This is a genomic window from Cellulomonas sp. KH9, from assembly GCF_900114185.1.
Lineage (GTDB): Bacteria > Actinomycetota > Actinomycetes > Actinomycetales > Cellulomonadaceae > Cellulomonas.
Map to the genome: position 1 here is coordinate 393,983 of NZ_FOSE01000002.1, position 17,694 is coordinate 411,676.

Here is a 17,694-nt window from a genome sequence, read left to right on the forward strand (position 1 = left end):
CGTCAGTGGCTGGTCGCCTTCTCGGCGCCGGCCCCGGTGAGCGAGCGCACCTCCATCTCGGCGAACTTCTCGGGGTGCGGCTGCTCCTTCGACAGCAGCGTCCCCACGATCCCCAGCAGGAACGCGAGCGGGATCGACACGATCCCCGGGTTCTCCAGCGGGAAGATCGCGAAGTCCACCGACGTGTCGCGGATCATCGACAGGCTGTCCCCGGTGACCGGGTCGACCTTGCCCGACACGACGGGCGAGAACGCGATGAGCACGATGCACGACACGAGCCCGCCGTACATGCTCCACAGCGCACCGGACGTGTTGAACCGCTTCCAGAACAGCGAGTACAGGATCGTCGGCAGGTTCGCCGACGCCGCGACCGCGAACGCCAGCGCGACGAGGAACGCCACGTTCTGACCGTTCGCGAAGATCCCGCCCACGATCGCCAGCGCCCCGATCACCACGACGGTGATGCGCGCGACGCGCACCTCGCCGTCCGGCGCCACCTGGCCCTGCTTGATCACCGACGCGTAGATGTCGTGGGCGAACGAGGCGGCAGCCGTGATCGTCAGACCGGCCACGACGGCGAGGATGGTGGCGAACGCCACCGCGGAGATGATGCCGAGCAGGAACACCCCGCCCAGCTCGTAGGCGAGCAGCGGGGCCGCGGAGTTCGCCTTGCCCGGCGAGGACATGATCGTCTCCGGCCCGACGAGCGCGCCGGCGCCGTAGCCGAGCACGAGCGTGAACAGGTAGAAGATCCCGATCAGCCAGATCGCCCACACCACCGAGCGCCGCGCCTCCTTGGCGGACGGCACGGTGTAGAAGCGCATGAGGACGTGCGGCAGGCCGGCGGTCCCGAGCACGAGCGCCAGCGCGAGGGACAGGAAGTTCAGCTGCGTGAGCGCCGTCGCCCCGTACTGCCGACCGGGCTCCACGAGCGTCTCGCCGCCCTCGCCCGCGGCGTCGATCGCGCCCTGCAGCACCGCCGACAGGTCGAAGCCGAACCGCGCGAGGACCCAGATCGTCATGAGCCCTGCGCCGGCGATCAGCAGGATCGCCTTGATGATCTGCACCCACGTGGTGCCCTTCATGCCCCCGACGAGCACGTAGAGGATCATCAGCGCGCCGACGACGGCGATCACGAGCGCCTGCCCGGCCACCCCGTCGATGCCCAGCAGCAGGGCCACCAGGCCACCCGCCCCCGCCATCTGCGCCAGCAGGTAGAAGAACACGACGGCGAGCGTCGACAGCGCCGCGGCGAGGCGCACCGGGCGCTGCTTCAGCCGGAACGACAGCACGTCGGCCATCGTGAAGCGCCCCGTGTTGCGCAGCAGCTCGGCCACCAGCAGGAGCGCGACGAGCCACGCGACGAGGAAGCCGATCGAGTACAGGAAGCCGTCGTACCCGTAGATGGCGATGGCACCGCAGATCCCCAGGAACGAGGCCGCCGACAGGTAGTCGCCGGCGATCGCCGTCCCGTTCTGCGGACCCGTGAAGGACCGCCCGGCCGCGTAGTAGTCCGCGGCGCTCTTGTTGTTGCGGGAAGCCCGGAACACGATCACCAGGGTCACCAGCACGAACGCCCCGAAGATCGCGATGTTGACGACGGGGTCGCCGACCTGGCCGCCGGCGGCGGCAGCGGCGACCACGGGTGCGCCGACGGCGATCATGCGCGGCTCCCGTCGGACGGGCGGGCCGGGGCAGAGCCCTCGATGAGGGCCCCGGACTCGATGTGCTCACGGAGGTTCTCCGCGACCGCGTCCTGCTTCTGGTTGGCCCAGCGCGCGTAGGCCATGGTGATGGCGAACGTCGAGACGAACTGCCCGAGCCCGAAGAGCAGCCCCACCGTGATCGTGCCGACGACCCGCTGGCTCATGAACCCGTGCGCGTAGTTGGCGAGCAGGACGTACAGGAAGTACCACGCCAGGAACAGCGCGGTCATCGGGAACACGAAGTTGCGGAACCTGCGTCGCAGGTCCTGGAACTCCGGGGATCGTTGAACGCGCTGGTAGTCGGTCTCCGTCTGACTCTGCGACACGTGCACCTCCGCTGGCCCGGGCGGCCCCGTCGCCGCCAGGTGGACCACTGTGGCGTACATCACCCCACGGAATCCAGACATCGCGGCACGAAACTTCGCCCGCGTGTCGCGGACCGCGACGCGTGTCACACGGAACGGTGACCGGACGGGCTCCTGGGGCGGGCCGGCCCGTCAGTGCCCGGCGGCGTGCCAGCTGGCCCCGACGCCGACCGAGACGTCCAGCGGGACGTCCAGCGGACCGTCGGGCAGGCCGTCCCCGGCCCGGCCCATCTGGTCGCGCACGAGCTCCTCCACCTCGCCCCGCTCCCCCGCCGCGACCTCCAGCACGAGCTCGTCGTGCACCTGCAGGAGCAGCCGTGAGCGGAGCCCGCGTCGCCCGAGCTCGCCGTCGACCCCGAGCATCGCGACCTTGATGAGGTCGGCCGCGCTGCCCTGGATCGGCGCGTTGAGCGCCATCCGCTCCGCGGTCTCGCGGCGCTGCCGGTTGTCGCTCGTGAGGTCCGGCAGGTAGCGGCGGCGCCCCAGGACGGTCGCCGTGTAGCCCGTCGCCCGGGCCCGGTCCACGACGCTGGTCAGGTAGTCGCGCACCCCGCCGAACCGCTCGAAGTAGTCGGCCATCAGCGCGGACGCCTCGGACACCTCGACGGACAGCTGCTGGGACAGGCCGTACGCGGACAGCCCGTACGCCAGGCCGTAGCTCATCGCCTTGATCTTCGAGCGCATCGCGGGCGTGACCTCGTCCGTCGGCACGCCGAAGACGCGGGAACCGACGTAGCTGTGCAGGTCCTCCCCGGAGCGGAAGGCCTCGATCAGCCCCTCGTCACCGGACAGGTGCGCCATGATGCGCATCTCGATCTGCGAGTAGTCGGCCGTCAGCAGGGTGTCGTACCCCGGTCCGACGACGAACGTGCGCCGGATCTGGCGTCCGGCATCGGTCCGGATCGGGATGTTCTGGAGGTTGGGGTCCGCCGACGAGAGCCGGCCGGTCGCCGCGATGGTCTGCTGGAACGTCGTGTGGATGCGGCCGTCGTCGCCGACGGAGCGCAGCAGCCCCTCGACCGTCTGCCGCAGCCGGATGGCGTCGCGGTGCGCCAGGAGGTGCTCGAGGAACGGGTGCCCGGTGCGGGCGAACAGGTCGGTGAGGGACGCGGCGTCCGTCGTCCAGCCGGTCTTGATGCGCTTCGTCTTCGGCATCCCCAGCTGGTCGAACAGCACCTCCTGGAGCTGCTTGGGCGACCCGAGGTTCACCTCGCGCCCGATGACGGCGTAGGCCTCCGCCGCCGCGTCCTGCACCTGCGCGTCGAACTCCCGCTCCAGCGAGGCGAGGTCCTCGCGGTCCACCGCGATCCCGGTGCGCTCCATGCGGGCCAGCACGTCCTGCAGGGGCAGCTCGATGTCCGACAGGAGCATCCCCGCGCCCCGGTCGGCGACCTCGCCCCCGAGGACGTCGACGAGGTCCCGCACCGCGGCGGCGCGCACGGCTGCCCGACGCCCCTCGTCCGCACCGTCCACCTCCAGGTCGAGCGCCCCCTGGCCGGCCGAGGAGTCGTCCGCCGCGACGAGCTCGCGGTGCAGGTAGCCGATCGCGAGGTCGGACAGGTCGTACGCACGGCGGTCGGGCTGGCACAGGTACGCCGCGAGCTCGGTGTCGAAGGTGACACCGCGCAGCGGCAGGCCACGACCCTCCAGCGCGTGCCACGCCTCCTTCGCGGCGTGCAGCGCCTTGTGACGCGCCGGGTCCGCCAGCCAGGCCGCGAGCGCGGCGTCGTCCACCGGGTCGATGGCCGTGAGGTCGTAGGCGACGGCCTGCCCGTCGCCGTCGGCGATCGCCACGCCCCAGGCGTCGCCCCGCGCCGGGGCACCGGTCCCCCGGACGTCGAGCCCCAGGACGTCGTCGGCGCGCGCGGCGAGCCAGGCACCCAGGCCGCCGACGCCGGTCTCGACCAGGTCGAGCGCCGCGGCGGTGGCGACGCGCTCGTCACGGGTCTCGTCGGGCAGCATCGCGAACAGGCGGTCGCGCAGCGTCCGGAACTCCAGGCCGTCGAGGATCTCGTGCAGCGCGGCCCGGTCCCAGGGGCGGACGGCGAGGTCCTCGGGGCCGACGGGCAGCTCGAGGTCGTCGAGCAGGTGGTTGAGCTCACGGTTGAGGGCGACCTGCTCGAGGTTCGCACGCAGCGACTCCCCCGCCTTGCCGGTGATCCGCTCCGCGTGGGCGAGCACGCCGGCCAGCCCGTCGTACTGGCCGATCCACTTGGCGGCGGTCTTGGGTCCGACGCCCGGGACGCCCGGGAGGTTGTCGCTCGTCTCGCCCACGAGCGCCGCCAGGTCCGGGTAGCGGGCGGGCGGCACGCCGTACTTCGCCTCGACCGCCTCCGGCGTCATGCGCGCCATCTCGGACACCCCGCGCACCGGGTAGAGCACGGTGACGGTCGGGCCGACGAGCTGGAACGAGTCCCGGTCGCCCGAGCAGATCGCCACGTGCATGCCCTGGTCGCGCGCCTGCGCGGTCAGGGTGGCGAGGATGTCGTCCGCCTCGAACCCGGGCTTCTCCAGCACCTGCACGTGCATCGTCGCGAGCAGGTCCTTGATGATGTCGACCTGACCGCGGAACGGCTCGGGCGTGGCGGCGCGGTTGCCCTTGTACGACTCCAGCCGCTCCGTGCGGAACGTCGTCCGGCCGGCGTCGAACGCGACCGCGACGTGCGTCGGCTCCTCGTCCCGCAGCAGGTTGGCGAGCATCGAGGTGAACCCGAACACGGCGTTGGTCGGCTGGCCCGTCGAGGTGGCGAAGTTCTCCACCGGCAGCGCGTAGAACGCGCGGTACGCCATCGAGTGACCGTCGATGAGGAGCAGTCGCGGGGTCGTCGAACCGGTGGTCGTTGGCTGGTCGGCACTCACGGGTGCCAACCTATCTGCCATGTCCGACAACCCCTTCGTCCTCCCGCCGACCGTCGACACCCTCCTGCACCGCATGGGCATCGAGATCACGCACGTCGACGCGGACGGCGCGACCGGCACCATGCCGGTCGCCGGCAACACCCAGCCCTACGGCCTGCTGCACGGGGGCGCGTCGGCGGTGCTGGCCGAGACGCTGGGTTCGCTGGCCGCGACGGCCCACGCCGGCGTCGGCCGGGCGGCGGTCGGCATCGAGCTCAACGCCACGCACCACCGGTCCGCGCGTGCCGGCACCGTCACCGGCACGGCACGCGCCCTGCACCGCGGTCGGTCGCTGGCGACCTACGAGGTCGTCGTGGAGGACGACGAGGGTCGCCGGCTCTGCACCGCGCGCCTGACCTGCATGCTCATCGACGCCCCGGCCTGACGGGCTCGCTCGTCGTCCCCGGCGGCCCGGGCACGGGCCCGGCGCCGCCGCTCGATGAGGTCCTCGAGGCCCCGGGGTGCCGGGCGACGCGCCGTCACCGGCACGTCCTGCGCCAGCCGTCGCTGCAGGGCGGGGGTGCTGACGACGCGGTGCGCGGCCACGGGGGCGAACCCGAGCCGGGCCAGGAAGCGCTGCATGCCGCGCGACCCCGGCAGGGGCGCCGCGTACACGTCGGTCGCGCCCGCGGCCTCGGCGACCTCCGCAGCCGCCTGGAGCATCGCGTGGCCCAGGCCACGACGGCGGGACTGCGGCCGGACGTACACGGCGTCCAGGCTGAGGACCGTCGCGTCGGACAGCAGACCGGGCCCGAGCAGCCGGCACAGGGTCAGCCCCGCGGTCTCGCCGTCGCACGTCGCGACCAGCACGAGCCCGTCCTGCACCGAACCGAGCACGGAGAGGTGCGCGCGCAGGCGCTCACGGTCGTCGGAGCAGAGCTGGCGACCCAGGCCGGACTCGTTCCGCGCCTGGAGGCAGAGATCGACGAGATCCTCGATGTCCGTGGACGAGGCGGGTCGGACGTGCACACCTGGCCGCACTGCGGGCCTCCCGGGACGAGGTCGTGACTCCCGGCGCACCGTCCCCCGGCCCGTGCGCCCTGCACCGATCATGGCCCACCGGACGACGTCTGCCTAGGGGGAGCATCCACCCCGACCCGGTGAAACCGGACGAACCCACCGGGGTCGAGGGGCGGCGCCCCACCCTCCGGCCTACCGATCGGTCGCGATTGCCTACCGATCGGTAGGCAACCCTCGCGCATACGTAATGAACAGGACACAATCCCTCCCTATCGTCTGCTGACCGTGGGCGAGGGCCCATCCCACCGTGCGGCGCCCCGGCGTCAGCGCCCGACCCACCAGGACGGAGGTCAGACGTGCGAGCAGTCGCATGCCGGGACCGATCCGTCGCCCTGCGTCGAGGAGCCGGCGGCCTGCTGCTGACCCTCCTCACCGCCCTGTCGACGCTCGGCGTCGTCGGGCCGGCGCACGCGGCGACCGCCCCCTGCAGCCCCGACGACGCCACGGCGTGCCTCAACGTGACGGTGACGGTGCCCGGCACCGGACCCGCGGCGGGTGTCGGCCTGACCGTGGCGGGCCAGGGGGCCGCGCCGGTGCAGGTGACCACGGACGACGCCGGCAAGGCGTCGGTCGCGCTCACGGCCGCGGGCGACTACACGGTCACCGTGGACGAGGCGACCCTGCCGGCCGGCACGACGCTGAAGGACCCGGCGGCCAACCCGGCGACCGTCACGGTGGCGCTCGGACGTGCCGCCGGACGGATCGTGCAGGTGCTGCCGCCCGGGGCCGACGGCGCCGTCGAGGCGTCGCCCACGGACGACACGGGCGCGACGGCGACGCCGGACGACGCCGACGCCGCGGGCGGCGAGGCCGAGGCGGGAGCCGAGGCGGAGTCGAGCGCGGAGGCGTCCGCCGCGCCCGGCACGAACCGCTACGCCCAGCTCCTGCTGGCCGGGACCGTGTTCGGTCTGCTGCTGGCGCTCGCGTCGCTCGGTGCCAACCTCATCTACGGCACCACCGGGCTGTCGAACTTCGCGCACGGCGAGCTGGTGACCCTCGGCGGGATGGTCGCGTTCCTCGCGGTGCAGCGCGCGCACCTGCCGCTGTGGCTGGCCATCATCCTGGCCACCGCCGCCGGGGCGCTCCTCGGGTGGTTCCTCAACCGGTTCCTGTTCCGCCCGCTGCGTCGGCGCGGCGTCGGGATCACGCAGCAGATGATCGTCACGATCGGCCTGTCGCTCGCCCTGGTGTCCGCCTACCTCTTCTTCTTCAGCGCGCAGCCCAGACCCGTGGTGTCGGGCATCTCCCAGCGCATGCAGCTCGGTCCGGTGCAGATCTCCGCGCAGTCGCTGGTGTCGGTCAGCATCGCCGTCGCGGTCCTCGCCCTGGTCGCCTTCGTCCTGGCACGCACGCGGACAGGACGCGCGACGCGGGCGGTGTCGGACAACCCCGCGCTCGCCGCGGCGACGGGCATCAAGGTCGAGTCCGTCATCAGCCAGGTGTGGGTGGTCTCGGCGGCGCTGGCCTCGCTGGGCGGGGTGCTGCTGTCGCTCTACCTCAACACGACCCGGTTCAACTTCGGCTCCACCCTCCTGCTCCTGATGTTCGCGGCCATCACCCTCGGTGGCCTGGGCTCACCGCTCGGCGCCGTCATCGGGGCGCTGGTCATCGGACTAGTGGTCGAGCTGTCGACGCTCGTCCTGCCCAACGACATGCGCTACGCGAGCGCGCTCGTCATCCTCATCCTCGTCCTGCTGGTGCGACCGCAGGGCATCCTCGGGCGCGCCGAGCGCATCGGCTAGCGGGAGATCGCCATGGACTTCGGACAACTGGCCACCAACGTCCTGACCGAGATGCTCGGACCGACGGCGATCGCGTACGCGCTCGCGGCGATCGGGCTCAACATCCACTTCGGGCTCACCGGGCTCATCAACATGGGCCAGGCCGGCTTCATGCTGCTGGGCGCGTACGGGTTCGCCATCTCCACCATCCAGGGCGCGCCGGTGTGGCTGGCGTTCCTCGTCGCGGTCGCGGCGGCGGTCGTGTTCGCGCTGCTCCTGGGGCTGCCCACCCTCAAGCTGCGGGGCGACTACCTGGCCATCGTCACCATCGCCGCGGCCGAGATCGTCCGCATGATCGGGCGGTCCACCGCGCTCACCGAGGTGACGGGAGGCGCCGAGGGGCTGACCGGCAACTCCTTCAAGGCCACGTTCCAGGACGCGTCACCGTTCCCGGACGACCGCTGGACGCTCGGCCCGATCACGCTGGCCACCAACGCGTCGAACTCGTGGTGGCTGCGCATCGTCGGGTGGGGCCTCGTCCTGCTGGCGTGCCTGTTCGTGTGGCGCCTCGTCCGCAGCCCCTGGGGGCGTGTGCTCAAGGGCATCCGCGAGGACGAGGACGCCGTGCGCGCGCTGGGCAAGAACGTCTACGGCTACAAGCTGCAGGCGCTGGTGCTCGGGGGGATCTTCGGTGCGCTGGGCGGTGTGGTGTTCGTGCTCGCCAGCTCGGTGCAGGCCGACTCCCTGGGACGCCCGGTGACCTTCAACACCTGGACCATCCTGCTGCTGGGAGGCGCCGCCACGGTCCTGGGCCCCGTGCTGGGCTCGTTGCTGTTCTGGGCGGCGCTCGTCTTCGTGCGGGGGTTCCTGCGCGGCGTCATCCCCCCCGACACGCTCTCGGTGCAGCAGATCGAGCAGATCGGCTGGGTCCTCGTCGGCCTGACGCTGATGGCGCTCATCGTCTTCCGACCCCAGGGCATCCTGGGCGACAAGAAGGAGCTGGCGATCAATGCCCGTTGACGAGGTCGTCCAGCAGGCGAGGCGTGACCTCGCACCCGTCCCCCGCGTCCCCGGGGCCCCGAAGGCGGACGCGCTGCTCGTCGCCGACGGCGTGCGACGCAGCTTCGGCGGTGTGAACGCCGTCGACGTCGAGCACCTCGAGGTCCAGCGGCACGTCATCACGGCCCTCATCGGACCGAACGGCGCCGGCAAGACCACCTTCTTCAACCTCATGACCGGTTTCGACAAGCCCGACGCCGGCCGCTGGGACTTCGACGGCACCTCCCTGGCCGGGGTCACCGCGTCCCGGGTCGCGAAGACCGGCATGGTGCGTACGTTCCAGCTGACCAAGGCTCTCGCGCGCATGACGGTGCTGGACAACATGCGCCTCGGTGCACGGTCGCAGCCCGGCGAGGGTCTGTTCACGGCTCTCGTCAAGCCGCTGTGGGCGCCCCGCGAGCGGGAGATCACCGACAAGGCGATGAGCCTGCTGGAGCGCTTCAAGCTCGACACCAAGAAGGACGACTTCGCCGGGGAGCTGTCCGGCGGGCAGCGCAAGCTCCTCGAAATGGCCAGGGCACTCATGTCCGATCCGACGCTCGTCATGCTCGACGAGCCGATGGCGGGGGTGAACCCGGCGCTGACCCAGTCCCTGCTGGGGCACATCACCGACCTGCGCGACACGGGGACGACCGTGCTGTTCGTCGAGCACGACATGCACATGGTGCGCCACATCTCCGACTGGGTCGTGGTCATGGCCCAGGGACGGGTCGTGGCGGAGGGACCGCCCTCGGAGGTCATGGCCGACCAGGCCGTCATCGACGCGTACCTCGGCGCCCACCACGACATGGACCTCGGGGACGACGCGCTGCTCGACGAGGGTGGCGTGATCGACGCCGAGGCCGACGCCGAGGCGGCCGCCGAGGTCCCCACGCCCACCGAGGAGAAGGCACCGTGACCGAGACCGCCGCACCGGCGCTGCACCGCGGCGCCCCCGAGGGTGAGCCGCTCCTGCACGCGGACCGGCTCGTCGCCGGCTACCTGCCCGGTGTCAACATCCTCCAGGAGTGCTCGCTCGTGCTCCACCCCGGCGAGCTCGTCGGCATCATCGGCCCGAACGGGGCCGGCAAGTCGACGCTGCTGAAAGCGCTGTTCGGTCTGGTGAGCATCCGCGAGGGCGCCCTGACCCTGAAGGGCGAGGACATCACCAACCTGCGCGCCGACGCGCTCGTGGGGCGCGGCGTCGGCTTCGTCCCGCAGACCAACAACGTGTTCCCGAGCCTGACGATCGAGGAGAACCTGCAGATGGGCGTCTACCAGGCGCCCCAGAAGTTCTCCGAGCGGCTCGAGGTCGTGCTCGACCTGTTCCCGGAGCTGACGCACCGGCGCAAGCAGCGGGCGGGCGCACTGTCGGGGGGTGAGCGGCAGATGGTCGCCATGGCGCGCGCGCTCATGCCCGAGCCGTCGGTGCTGCTCCTGGACGAGCCCTCCGCGGGCCTGTCCCCCGTGCGCCAGGACGAGGCGTTCCTGCGGACCCGGCGGATCAACAAGGCCGGGGTGTCGGTCGTGATCGTCGAGCAGAACGCGCGCCGCGCGCTGCAGATCTGCGACCGGGCGTACGTGCTCGACCAGGGGCGCAACGCGTACTCGGGCCCCGGACGCGAGCTCATGCACGACCCGAAGGTCATCGAGCTGTACCTCGGGACCCTCGCGACCGACGTGGACGCCGCGCGCGCCGTCGACCGGGAGACGGGCGAGCCCGGCGTCTGACCGCCGCGCCTGCTCGCGGGTGGCTCCCGGTGGGCCGGCGACGGGCCGGGCCGCCGGGACGACGTCGTCGCGCCCGCACGGCGCGGAGGCCGCGAGGGTGCCCGCTCGACCCGCACGACACGGCCCGCTCGACCCGGGCGGGGCGCACGACGGCCCCCGGAGCCGCAGCTCCGGGGGCCGTCGTCACGTGGTGCCCGTGTCAGTCCTCGGGGACCTCGCCCTGCTCCGACCGCGTGAACGTGTACGTGTTGTCGGCACCGAAGCGGTAGATGCCGATGTACGCGGACGACGGGTCGTTCGCCTCGTTGAACGGACCGACGCCGGCCACCGCCTGGTAGGCGATCTCCTCACCGTCCTCGATGAGCTGGGAGCACTCCTCCCAGCCGGTGCACTCCGTGCCGCCGTCGGCGCCGGAGACCGCCACCATGTTGGCCTGGATGGTCTCCCCGTCCGACGCCCCGCCCTTGAGCGCGGCGAGCGCCACCAGCATCGTCGCGTCGTAGGACTCGGGCCCGTAGGAGAACCCGGTCAGCTCCGGGTCGATCTCGAGCATCCGTGCCTGGAACTCCTCCGACGGGTAGGCCCCGGGGAGCGTGCCCTGCGCGTTCTCCAGCGTGCCCGCCGGGAAGCCCTTCTCCCCGTCGACGCCGAACTGGTCGAGGTTGCCGTCCACGAAGTAGGTCTTGCTCATGTCCCAGCCCTGCGCGGCGAGCTCGCGCACCAGCGGGGGCGTCTGGTCGGTGAACGACAGGATGGCGATCGCGTCGGGCGCGGCGGCGATGGCGTCCGAGACGATGGTGGCGAAGTTCGTCTCGTCGGGGTCGAACTCCTCCCCCTCCGTGCCGTAGACGACGGTCCCGCCGGCGTCCGAGACGACACCCTCGACGACGTCGCGCAGCGACGTGCCGTACGAGTCGTTGAAGACGAGGATGCCGACGTTGCTGGCACCGTCGCTGACGATCAGGTTGCCGAGGACGTCACCCTGGACGGTGTCCGGCGGGGCGGTGCGGAAGTAGAAGTCGTCGTAGCCGGACAGGTCCGTCGCGGTGTTGGCCGGCGACACCTGGACGATGCCGGCACCCGTGATGTCGTCGACGATGTTGAGGGTCACGGACGACGACGCGGCGCCGATGATCGCCGAGACGCCCCCGGAGATGAGCTCCTGGGCGGAGGCCGTCGCCACGGACGCGTTCTTCGCGTCCGACGAGTCGGTGTGCTTCACCTCGACGTCCGCGCCGAAGAGGCCACCCGCGTCGTTGATCTCCTTGACCGCGAGGTCCACGCCGGCGATCTCGGGGGGGCCGAGCTGGGCGAGCGACCCGGTGACCGGGAGGATCGTGCCGATGACCAGCGGCTCACCGCTCCCGCCGCCTGCGTCGCCGTCCGTCGGCTCGTCGGCGGAGTCGGACCCTCCGGAGCAGGCGGTCAGCGCGAGCGCGAGCACGCCCGCGACCGCCAGCGTGCGTCCTGCACGTGTCGAACGAATCATGCGTGTGGTACCCCTCTGTGAGCACTGCTTCCTGCCTGGATCCGTACGGACCCGGCGAATGTGGCGAGAACGTACTCATCGTTTGTGTCCGACATGTGAATGGCAATGTCTCACCACGATGTCGTTGTGCACTTGTGACCAAGAACGCCGTGAGCCCGGCCGACGCCGAGGGCGTCGACCGGGCTCACGGACCGGCACGGAGGGGTCAGTGCACGGTCAGGACGAGGCGCCGCCGACCTGCTCGATGACCGCGTCGGCGACCTCACGCATCGTGAGGCGGCGGTCCATCGACGTCTTCTGGATCCACCGGAACGACTCGGGCTCGGTCAGACCCATCTTCGTCATGAGCAGGCCCTTGGCCCGGTCGACGCGCTTGCGCGTCTCGAAGCGCTCGGCGAGGTCGGCGACCTCGGACTCGAGCGCCGTGATCTGGGCGTAGCGGGAGATCGCGATCTCGACCGCGGGCAGCAGGTCGGCCGGGCTGAACGGCTTGACGACGTAGGCCATCGCTCCGGCGTCACGCGCCCGCTCGACGAGCTCGGTCTGCGAGAACGCCGTGAGCAGCACGACGGGTGCGAGGTGCGCCTTGCCGATGCGCTCGGCCGCGGAGATGCCGTCGAGCACGGGCATCTTGACGTCCATGACCACGACGTCGGGCTTGAGCTCGGTGGCGAGCTCGACCGCGCGCTCACCGTCGCCGGCCTCCCCGACGACGTCGAACCCCGCCTCGGTGAGCGTCTCGACGACGTCCATCCGGATGAGCGCCTCGTCCTCGGCGACCACGGCACGGCGTGCGGGGCGCGCGGGGGACGTCGCCGCGCGCGGTGCGGCCTCGACGGCGGACAGGTCCGCGGCCTGGGGCGCGTCCTGCGTGGGCTCGGTGCTGTCGTCCTTGGTCACGAGCACAGCGTAGTGCGCCGACCGCCGGTGATGGCGCGAAGCGCCCGTGGCCGCCGTCACGTGGTGTCGCGCACCCGCGGCCGGCCGATGACCGGACCGACGGCGGCGCCCGGGTCGACCCGTCGCCCGCCGCACCGCGCCGGTCGGCGGTGCACGGCCCGGCGCGCTCCGCCGACGCCTGTCGCCCGGCGCCCGCCCCGGAGCCCCCCGGGGCGGTGGCGCACCCGCCGAGGACCCGTCCCGACCTGCACCGACATCCGCACGACCGGCGTGTGCGCCCGGGGCCACGTGCGGGCGCGTGCGGACGACACCGCGGGGAGGCCCGCCCGGCCGGTACATTGGGCGCCGCTGGCCCCTGTGGCGGAATGGCAGACGCGCTCGGCTCAAACCCGAGTGCCGCAAGGCGTGAGGGTTCGAGTCCCTCCGGGGGCACCTGTCACGAACCGTGGTGCGGCGTGCCGCGTCCGGCGCCGCCCCGGCTCGAGCAGGACGTCGTGCCCGAGGGCGCGGTCCGGCCACGGGTGGCCGCGTCCGGTGGGGCGGTGCGGCGCCGCCGCCGTCGGCGGTGCGGGCCGGTAGCCCGACCGCCGTCAGACCGGCCCGGTCCCGCTCAGCGGGACCTCGGACGCCGTCGCGGTACCGGCGGTCCGGCCGGGGGCGTCCTGGAAGCCCCAGTACAGGTTGGTGTGAGCGATCACCTGGGAGGGCGGGGGCGCGCCCCACGGCGTGAGGTCCTCGGTCGTGTGCGCATCGGACACGAGCGTGACGTCGTACCCCCGCGTGAAGGCGCCGTGGGCCGTCGACCGGATGCAGGCGTCGGTCTGCGCACCGGCGACGACGATCCGCCCCACCCCGCGGGCGGCGAGCAGGTCCTCCAGGTCCGTGGCCTCGAACGCGTCGCCGTACAGCTTGCGCACCACGGGCTCGCCGTCGCCGACCGTGAGCTCGGGGACGATCCGCCACACGTCGGAGCCGAGGGGCAGCTCGTCGCTGCTGTGCTGGACCCAGAGCACGTCGGTGCCCTCGGCGCGCGACCGCTCGACGAGGCCGGCGATCCTGGCCAGGACGCCGTCACGGTCGTGGGCGCCCGCGAGCACGCCGTTCTGCGCGTCGATGACGAGCAGCGCGGACTGCGGGCGGTTCTGCAGCGTGGTCATGGCGTCCCCCTGCCTCCGTGCCGGGCGCCGTGCCCGACCTCGGCGACACTACGCCCGCCCACCGACAGCGCCCGCCCACCGACAGCGCCGTCCCGGCACGGGCCCTGGGGCGGACGTCGACGGCGGGTGGCAGGGTGTGGGCCGGGAGGTGCGGCGTGCAGCCAGGGCCGATGTCGGACAGGGAGCGCCGCGCCGTGCGCTCGACGTACCGGAGCCTGCGCCTCGCCGTCGTGGTGCTGCCGGTGCTGCTCGTCACGGCGATCGTGAGCGAGGCCGTGCGCGCCGGGTGCTGGCTCGACTCGCTGAGCGCCTACTACTGGACCGGGGCGCACGACGCCTTCGTCGGCGCGCTGTGCGCGATCGGCGCGGTGCTCGTCGTGTACACCGGCGCCGACGACGTGGAGGACGCGCTGCTGGACGTCGCGGGCATCCTCGCGCTCGTCGTCGCGCTGACGCCGACCGAGCCCGGTCCGGGCTGCGGCGGCACCGGTGCACCCGAGGTCCCCGTCGTGCTCGCCGACCCGCGCTCCGGCCTGACGGCGCTGGTCGTGGCGGGTGCGCTCGCCTGGACGGTGCGGGCCGTCGTCGCCGTGCGCGGCATCCCGGCGCGGCGGCCGCGGGTGACGGACGTGGCAGGAGGGGTGCTCCTCCTGGTGCTGGCGGTGGCCCTGCTGGCCGCGCCGGGGACGGTGGTGGCCCGCGCCCACGGCCCGGCCGCGGTCCTGCTGCTCGTCGCCGTCGTCGGCGTCATGCTCCGGCACGCCGCCGTCGCACGTGCCGCGTCCGCGCGGTGGGCGGCCGCCTACGCGGCGCTCGGGGCGACGACCCTGGTGACGCTGGCCGTCGTGGTCGCGCTGCACGTGACCGTCCCGTCGTGGACGGCGTCGGTGCTGGTGCTCGAGACGGCCCTCGTGGCGCTGTTCGCCGGGTTCTGGGTGCTGCAGACCGTCGAGATGTGGGGCGTCGACGTGGTCCGACCGCGCCCGGACGTGCCCCGGGGGCGCGCCGGCGCGCACGGCGTGCGTGCGCCCTAGGACGTGCGGACGGCCAGGTCCCGCTCGTCGACCCGTACGTCGGCGCTGCACGTGCCGACGGTGGTCCCGTCGACCACCAGCGCGCTGGCGACGCGGAACTCCCCCGTCCGCGGCGCACCGGACACCGTCGTCTCCCCCAGGACGACGTCGTCGTCCCCGAAGGTGTTCGGCGTGCGGCTGCGCCAGGTCGTCCCCGCCCGGTCCCCGCCGGCCGCCGTCACGGTCGTGTCCACCCGCACGTCCGACGCCTGCGGCACGTCCGGCAACGTCCACGCGACGGTCCACGGGCCGTCCTGCACGGGCAGCTCGCGCCGCACACCGAGCCGGGTCTCCCAGGCACGGTGGACGGACCACCGCACGTGGGCCGTGGTGCCGGTCGGCGCCGAGACCACCGCGCACGGCTGGTCGACGGCGTCCGTCGCGGCACCGCCCGACACGGGCAGCACCCCGGCGACCCCGACCGCGCACACCAGCCACACCACGGGTCGGGCCCACCGGTCGACACCCGGTGGGACGGCGTGCCACGCGGGCGGCCAGGGCGACGCCACGACCACCGTCCCGGCGAGGGAGTCGGCGAACGTACGACCCTCCGCGTGCCACAGCGGCCGCAGGTAGCCCAGCAGGAGGATGGCGTCGAGGACGTGCAGGAGCTGACGGACGAGCGTGCGGACGAGACCGGCAGGACGCCCGTCGGCGGCACGGACCACCACGATCCCCACGGCCCGCTTGCCGAGGGAGGCGCCCGTCCAGCCCTGCAGGACCAGCACGACGAGGACGAGCAGCGCGACGGGCCACGACCCCGGCGGCGACGCCTCGATCGCCGCACCCGTCGAAGGATCAAGGGAGGGCCGGGGCGCCGACGGGGGCGAGGCGAGCCCGGGCCACAGACCCGGTGGGCTCGCACCCGGCGCCACCCACCACACGCACGTCGCGATCACCGCCGAGTCGAGCAGGAAGGCGACCACGCGCGACGACCAGGACGCGCGCCCCACGGATCCCGCGGCCGGCACGGCGACGCCCGGGACGACAGCACCTGCGGTCATGCCGTGAAGCCTGGCAGACCGGTCGCGGTCGCGTGGGCGGTTCGGCTCCCCCGGGACCGCACGGACGCCGACGGCCGCCGACCCGGGGAACGGGACGGCGGCCGTCGGGACGTGACAGGTCAGGCGATGCGGGTACGCACCGTCTCCTCGTCGCCGATCTTGTGCACCACGACCGTGTTGGTCGAGCCGACGACACCCACGGGCGTCCCGGCCACGACGACGACGTAGTCGCCGACCTCGGCCAGGCCGTTGGCGCGCAGGGTGTGGTCCACCTGGCTCACCATCGAGTCGGTGCTCTCGACGGAGGGCACCTGGTACGTCTGGACGCCCCACGACAGCGAGAGCCGGTTGCGCACGTCCTCGACCGGCGTGAACGCCAGCAGCGGGATGGGCGAGCGCAGACGCGACATCCGCCGCGCCGAGTCGCCGGACTGCGTGAACGTCACGAGGTACTTCACGCCGATGCGCTCACCGATCTCGGCGGCGGCGCGCGTGATCGCGCCACCGCGCGTCGAGGGCACCGAGCCGAGCGGCGCGATGCGCTCGCGGCCGAGCTCCTCGGTGCTCTCGATGATCCGCGCCATGGTGCGCACGGCCTCGATCGGGAAGTCACCGACGGACGTCTCGCCCGAGAGCATGACCGCGTCGGCACCGTCGAGCACCGCGTTGGCGCAGTCGGACGCCTCGGCGCGCGTCGGGCGCGGGCTCGTGATCATCGACTCGAGCACCTGGGTGGCGACGATGACCGGCTTGGCGTTGCGTCGCGCCAGCTCCACCGCACGCTTCTGCACCAGCGGGACCTGCTCGAGGGGCAGCTCGACGCCCAGGTCGCCGCGGGCGACCATGATGCCGTCGAACGCCTGGACGATCTCCGAGAGGTTCTCGACCGCCTGCGGCTTCTCGATCTTGGCGACGACCGGGACGACGCGGCCCTCCTCCTCCATGATCCGGCGCACGTCGTCGTAGTCGGCGGCGGTGCGCACGAACGACAGCGCGATGAGGTCGGCGCCGACGTTGAGGGCCCAGCGCAGGTCCTCCTCGTCCTTGTCGCTCATGGCCGGCACGGAGACCGCGACACCCGGGAGGTTCAGGCCCTTGTTGTTCGACACGGGGCCGGGGACCTCGACGCGCGTGACGACGTCGTTGCCCTCGACGGCCGTGACGCGCACGAGCACCTTGCCGTCGTCGATGAGGATCGGGTCACCGGGCTTCACGTCGCCGGGCAGACCCTTGAACGTCGTCGAGACACGCTCCTTGGTGCCCTCCACGTCGTCCGTGGTGATGGTGAAGACGTCGCCGACCGCGAGGTCGTGCTTGCCCTCGACGAACCGCCCGAGGCGGATCTTCGGGCCCTGGAGGTCGACGAGGACGGCCACCGAGCGACCCGAGGCCTTCGCCGCGGCGCGCACGTTGTCGTACACGCGCTTGTGCACCTCGGTGTCACCGTGGCTGCGGTTCAGGCGCGCGACGTCCATGCCGGCGTCGACGAGGGCCTGGACCTGCTCGGGCGACTCCGTCGCAGGACCGATGGTGCAGACGATCTTGGCTCTACGCATGACTCGAGACTATGCCTTCCTGGTTTCCGGCTGCAG

General features: G+C 72.7%; 15 protein-coding genes and 1 tRNA gene. 7 read left to right on the forward strand and 9 right to left on the reverse strand.

Annotation, left to right across the window (positions count from 1 at the left end; translation table 11 throughout):
• Positions 1-2: 2 nt before the first annotated feature.
• From BMZ16_RS07960 to polA, 3 genes are all read right to left on the reverse strand, one after another.
• On the reverse strand, positions 3-1,664 hold the full coding sequence (locus tag BMZ16_RS07960; protein ID WP_089799231.1) for a solute symporter family protein: 1,662 nt from the start codon (positions 1,662-1,664) through the stop codon (positions 3-5).
• Positions 1,661-2,032 carry a DUF485 domain-containing protein gene (locus tag BMZ16_RS07965; protein WP_255366448.1) on the reverse strand — a complete coding sequence of 124 codons (372 nt, stop codon included), beginning with the start codon at positions 2,030-2,032 and terminating at the stop codon, positions 1,661-1,663. The genes BMZ16_RS07960 and BMZ16_RS07965 overlap by 4 nt, the downstream gene beginning before the upstream one ends.
• 171 nt (positions 2,033-2,203) lie before the next feature.
• Entirely contained in the window at positions 2,204-4,951 is a 2,748-nt protein-coding gene (gene polA, locus BMZ16_RS07970) for a DNA polymerase I (protein WP_089799233.1), read from the reverse strand.
• On the opposite strand from polA, the gene BMZ16_RS07975 reads away from it, so the two are divergent.
• Positions 4,950-5,354 carry a hotdog fold thioesterase gene (locus BMZ16_RS07975; RefSeq protein WP_089799234.1) on the forward strand — a complete coding sequence of 135 codons (405 nt, stop codon included), beginning with the start codon at positions 4,950-4,952 and terminating at the stop codon, positions 5,352-5,354. The two genes, polA and BMZ16_RS07975, sit on opposite strands and share 2 nt — an antisense overlap.
• On the opposite strand, the gene BMZ16_RS07980 is transcribed toward BMZ16_RS07975, so the two are convergent.
• On the reverse strand, positions 5,270-5,938 hold the full coding sequence (locus tag BMZ16_RS07980; protein WP_255366449.1) for a GNAT family N-acetyltransferase: 669 nt from the start codon (positions 5,936-5,938) through the stop codon (positions 5,270-5,272). The two genes, BMZ16_RS07975 and BMZ16_RS07980, sit on opposite strands and share 85 nt — an antisense overlap.
• 347 nt (positions 5,939-6,285) lie before the next feature.
• Between BMZ16_RS07980 and BMZ16_RS07985 the strand changes: the two genes are divergently transcribed.
• Genes BMZ16_RS07985 through BMZ16_RS08000 form a run of 4 tightly spaced genes read left to right on the forward strand, consistent with a single transcriptional unit; the run spans position 6,286 to position 10,479 of the window.
• Positions 6,286-7,731, forward strand: coding sequence for a branched-chain amino acid ABC transporter permease (locus tag BMZ16_RS07985; protein WP_255366450.1), 1,446 nt, complete (start codon positions 6,286-6,288; stop codon positions 7,729-7,731).
• Between the two features lie 12 nt (positions 7,732-7,743).
• Positions 7,744-8,730, forward strand: a complete 987-nt coding sequence (locus BMZ16_RS07990; protein WP_089799238.1) for a branched-chain amino acid ABC transporter permease — start codon at positions 7,744-7,746, stop codon at positions 8,728-8,730.
• Positions 8,720-9,667 (forward strand): ABC transporter ATP-binding protein, encoded by a 948-nt coding sequence (locus BMZ16_RS07995; protein ID WP_089799240.1) that lies wholly within the window; start codon positions 8,720-8,722, stop codon positions 9,665-9,667. The genes BMZ16_RS07990 and BMZ16_RS07995 overlap by 11 nt, the downstream gene beginning before the upstream one ends.
• Positions 9,664-10,479 (forward strand): ABC transporter ATP-binding protein, encoded by an 816-nt coding sequence (locus BMZ16_RS08000; protein WP_089799242.1) that lies wholly within the window; start codon positions 9,664-9,666, stop codon positions 10,477-10,479. The genes BMZ16_RS07995 and BMZ16_RS08000 overlap by 4 nt, the downstream gene beginning before the upstream one ends.
• Before the next feature lie 199 nt (positions 10,480-10,678).
• Here the strand turns inward: BMZ16_RS08000 and BMZ16_RS08005 are convergent, their stop codons facing one another.
• Both BMZ16_RS08005 and BMZ16_RS08010 read right to left on the reverse strand, forming a co-directional pair.
• Entirely contained in the window at positions 10,679-11,968 is a 1,290-nt protein-coding gene (locus BMZ16_RS08005; RefSeq protein WP_089799244.1) for an ABC transporter substrate-binding protein, read from the reverse strand.
• 216 nt (positions 11,969-12,184) lie between these two features.
• Positions 12,185-12,868 carry an ANTAR domain-containing response regulator gene (locus tag BMZ16_RS08010; protein ID WP_089799977.1) on the reverse strand — a complete coding sequence of 228 codons (684 nt, stop codon included), beginning with the start codon at positions 12,866-12,868 and terminating at the stop codon, positions 12,185-12,187.
• Between the two features lie 351 nt (positions 12,869-13,219).
• On the opposite strand from BMZ16_RS08010, the gene BMZ16_RS08020 reads away from it, so the two are divergent.
• A tRNA-Leu gene (locus BMZ16_RS08020) sits at positions 13,220-13,300 on the forward strand.
• Positions 13,301-13,458: 158 nt separating this feature from the next.
• Here the strand turns inward: BMZ16_RS08020 and BMZ16_RS08025 are convergent.
• Positions 13,459-14,025: a cysteine hydrolase family protein gene (locus tag BMZ16_RS08025; protein ID WP_089799248.1), complete on the reverse strand. Its 567-nt coding sequence runs from the start codon at positions 14,023-14,025 to the stop codon at positions 13,459-13,461.
• A gap of 170 nt (positions 14,026-14,195) precedes the next feature.
• Between BMZ16_RS08025 and BMZ16_RS08030 the strand changes: the two genes are divergently transcribed.
• Positions 14,196-15,059 (forward strand): hypothetical protein, encoded by an 864-nt coding sequence (locus BMZ16_RS08030; RefSeq protein ID WP_089799250.1) that lies wholly within the window; start codon positions 14,196-14,198, stop codon positions 15,057-15,059.
• On the opposite strand, the gene BMZ16_RS08035 is transcribed toward BMZ16_RS08030, so the two are convergent.
• Positions 15,056-16,102: an RDD family protein gene (locus BMZ16_RS08035; protein ID WP_089799252.1), complete on the reverse strand. Its 1,047-nt coding sequence runs from the start codon at positions 16,100-16,102 to the stop codon at positions 15,056-15,058. The two genes, BMZ16_RS08030 and BMZ16_RS08035, sit on opposite strands and share 4 nt — an antisense overlap.
• A gap of 119 nt (positions 16,103-16,221) precedes the next feature.
• Positions 16,222-17,658, reverse strand: a complete 1,437-nt coding sequence (gene pyk, locus BMZ16_RS08040) for a pyruvate kinase (RefSeq protein ID WP_089799254.1) — start codon at positions 17,656-17,658, stop codon at positions 16,222-16,224.
• Between the last annotated feature and the right edge of the window lie 36 nt (positions 17,659-17,694).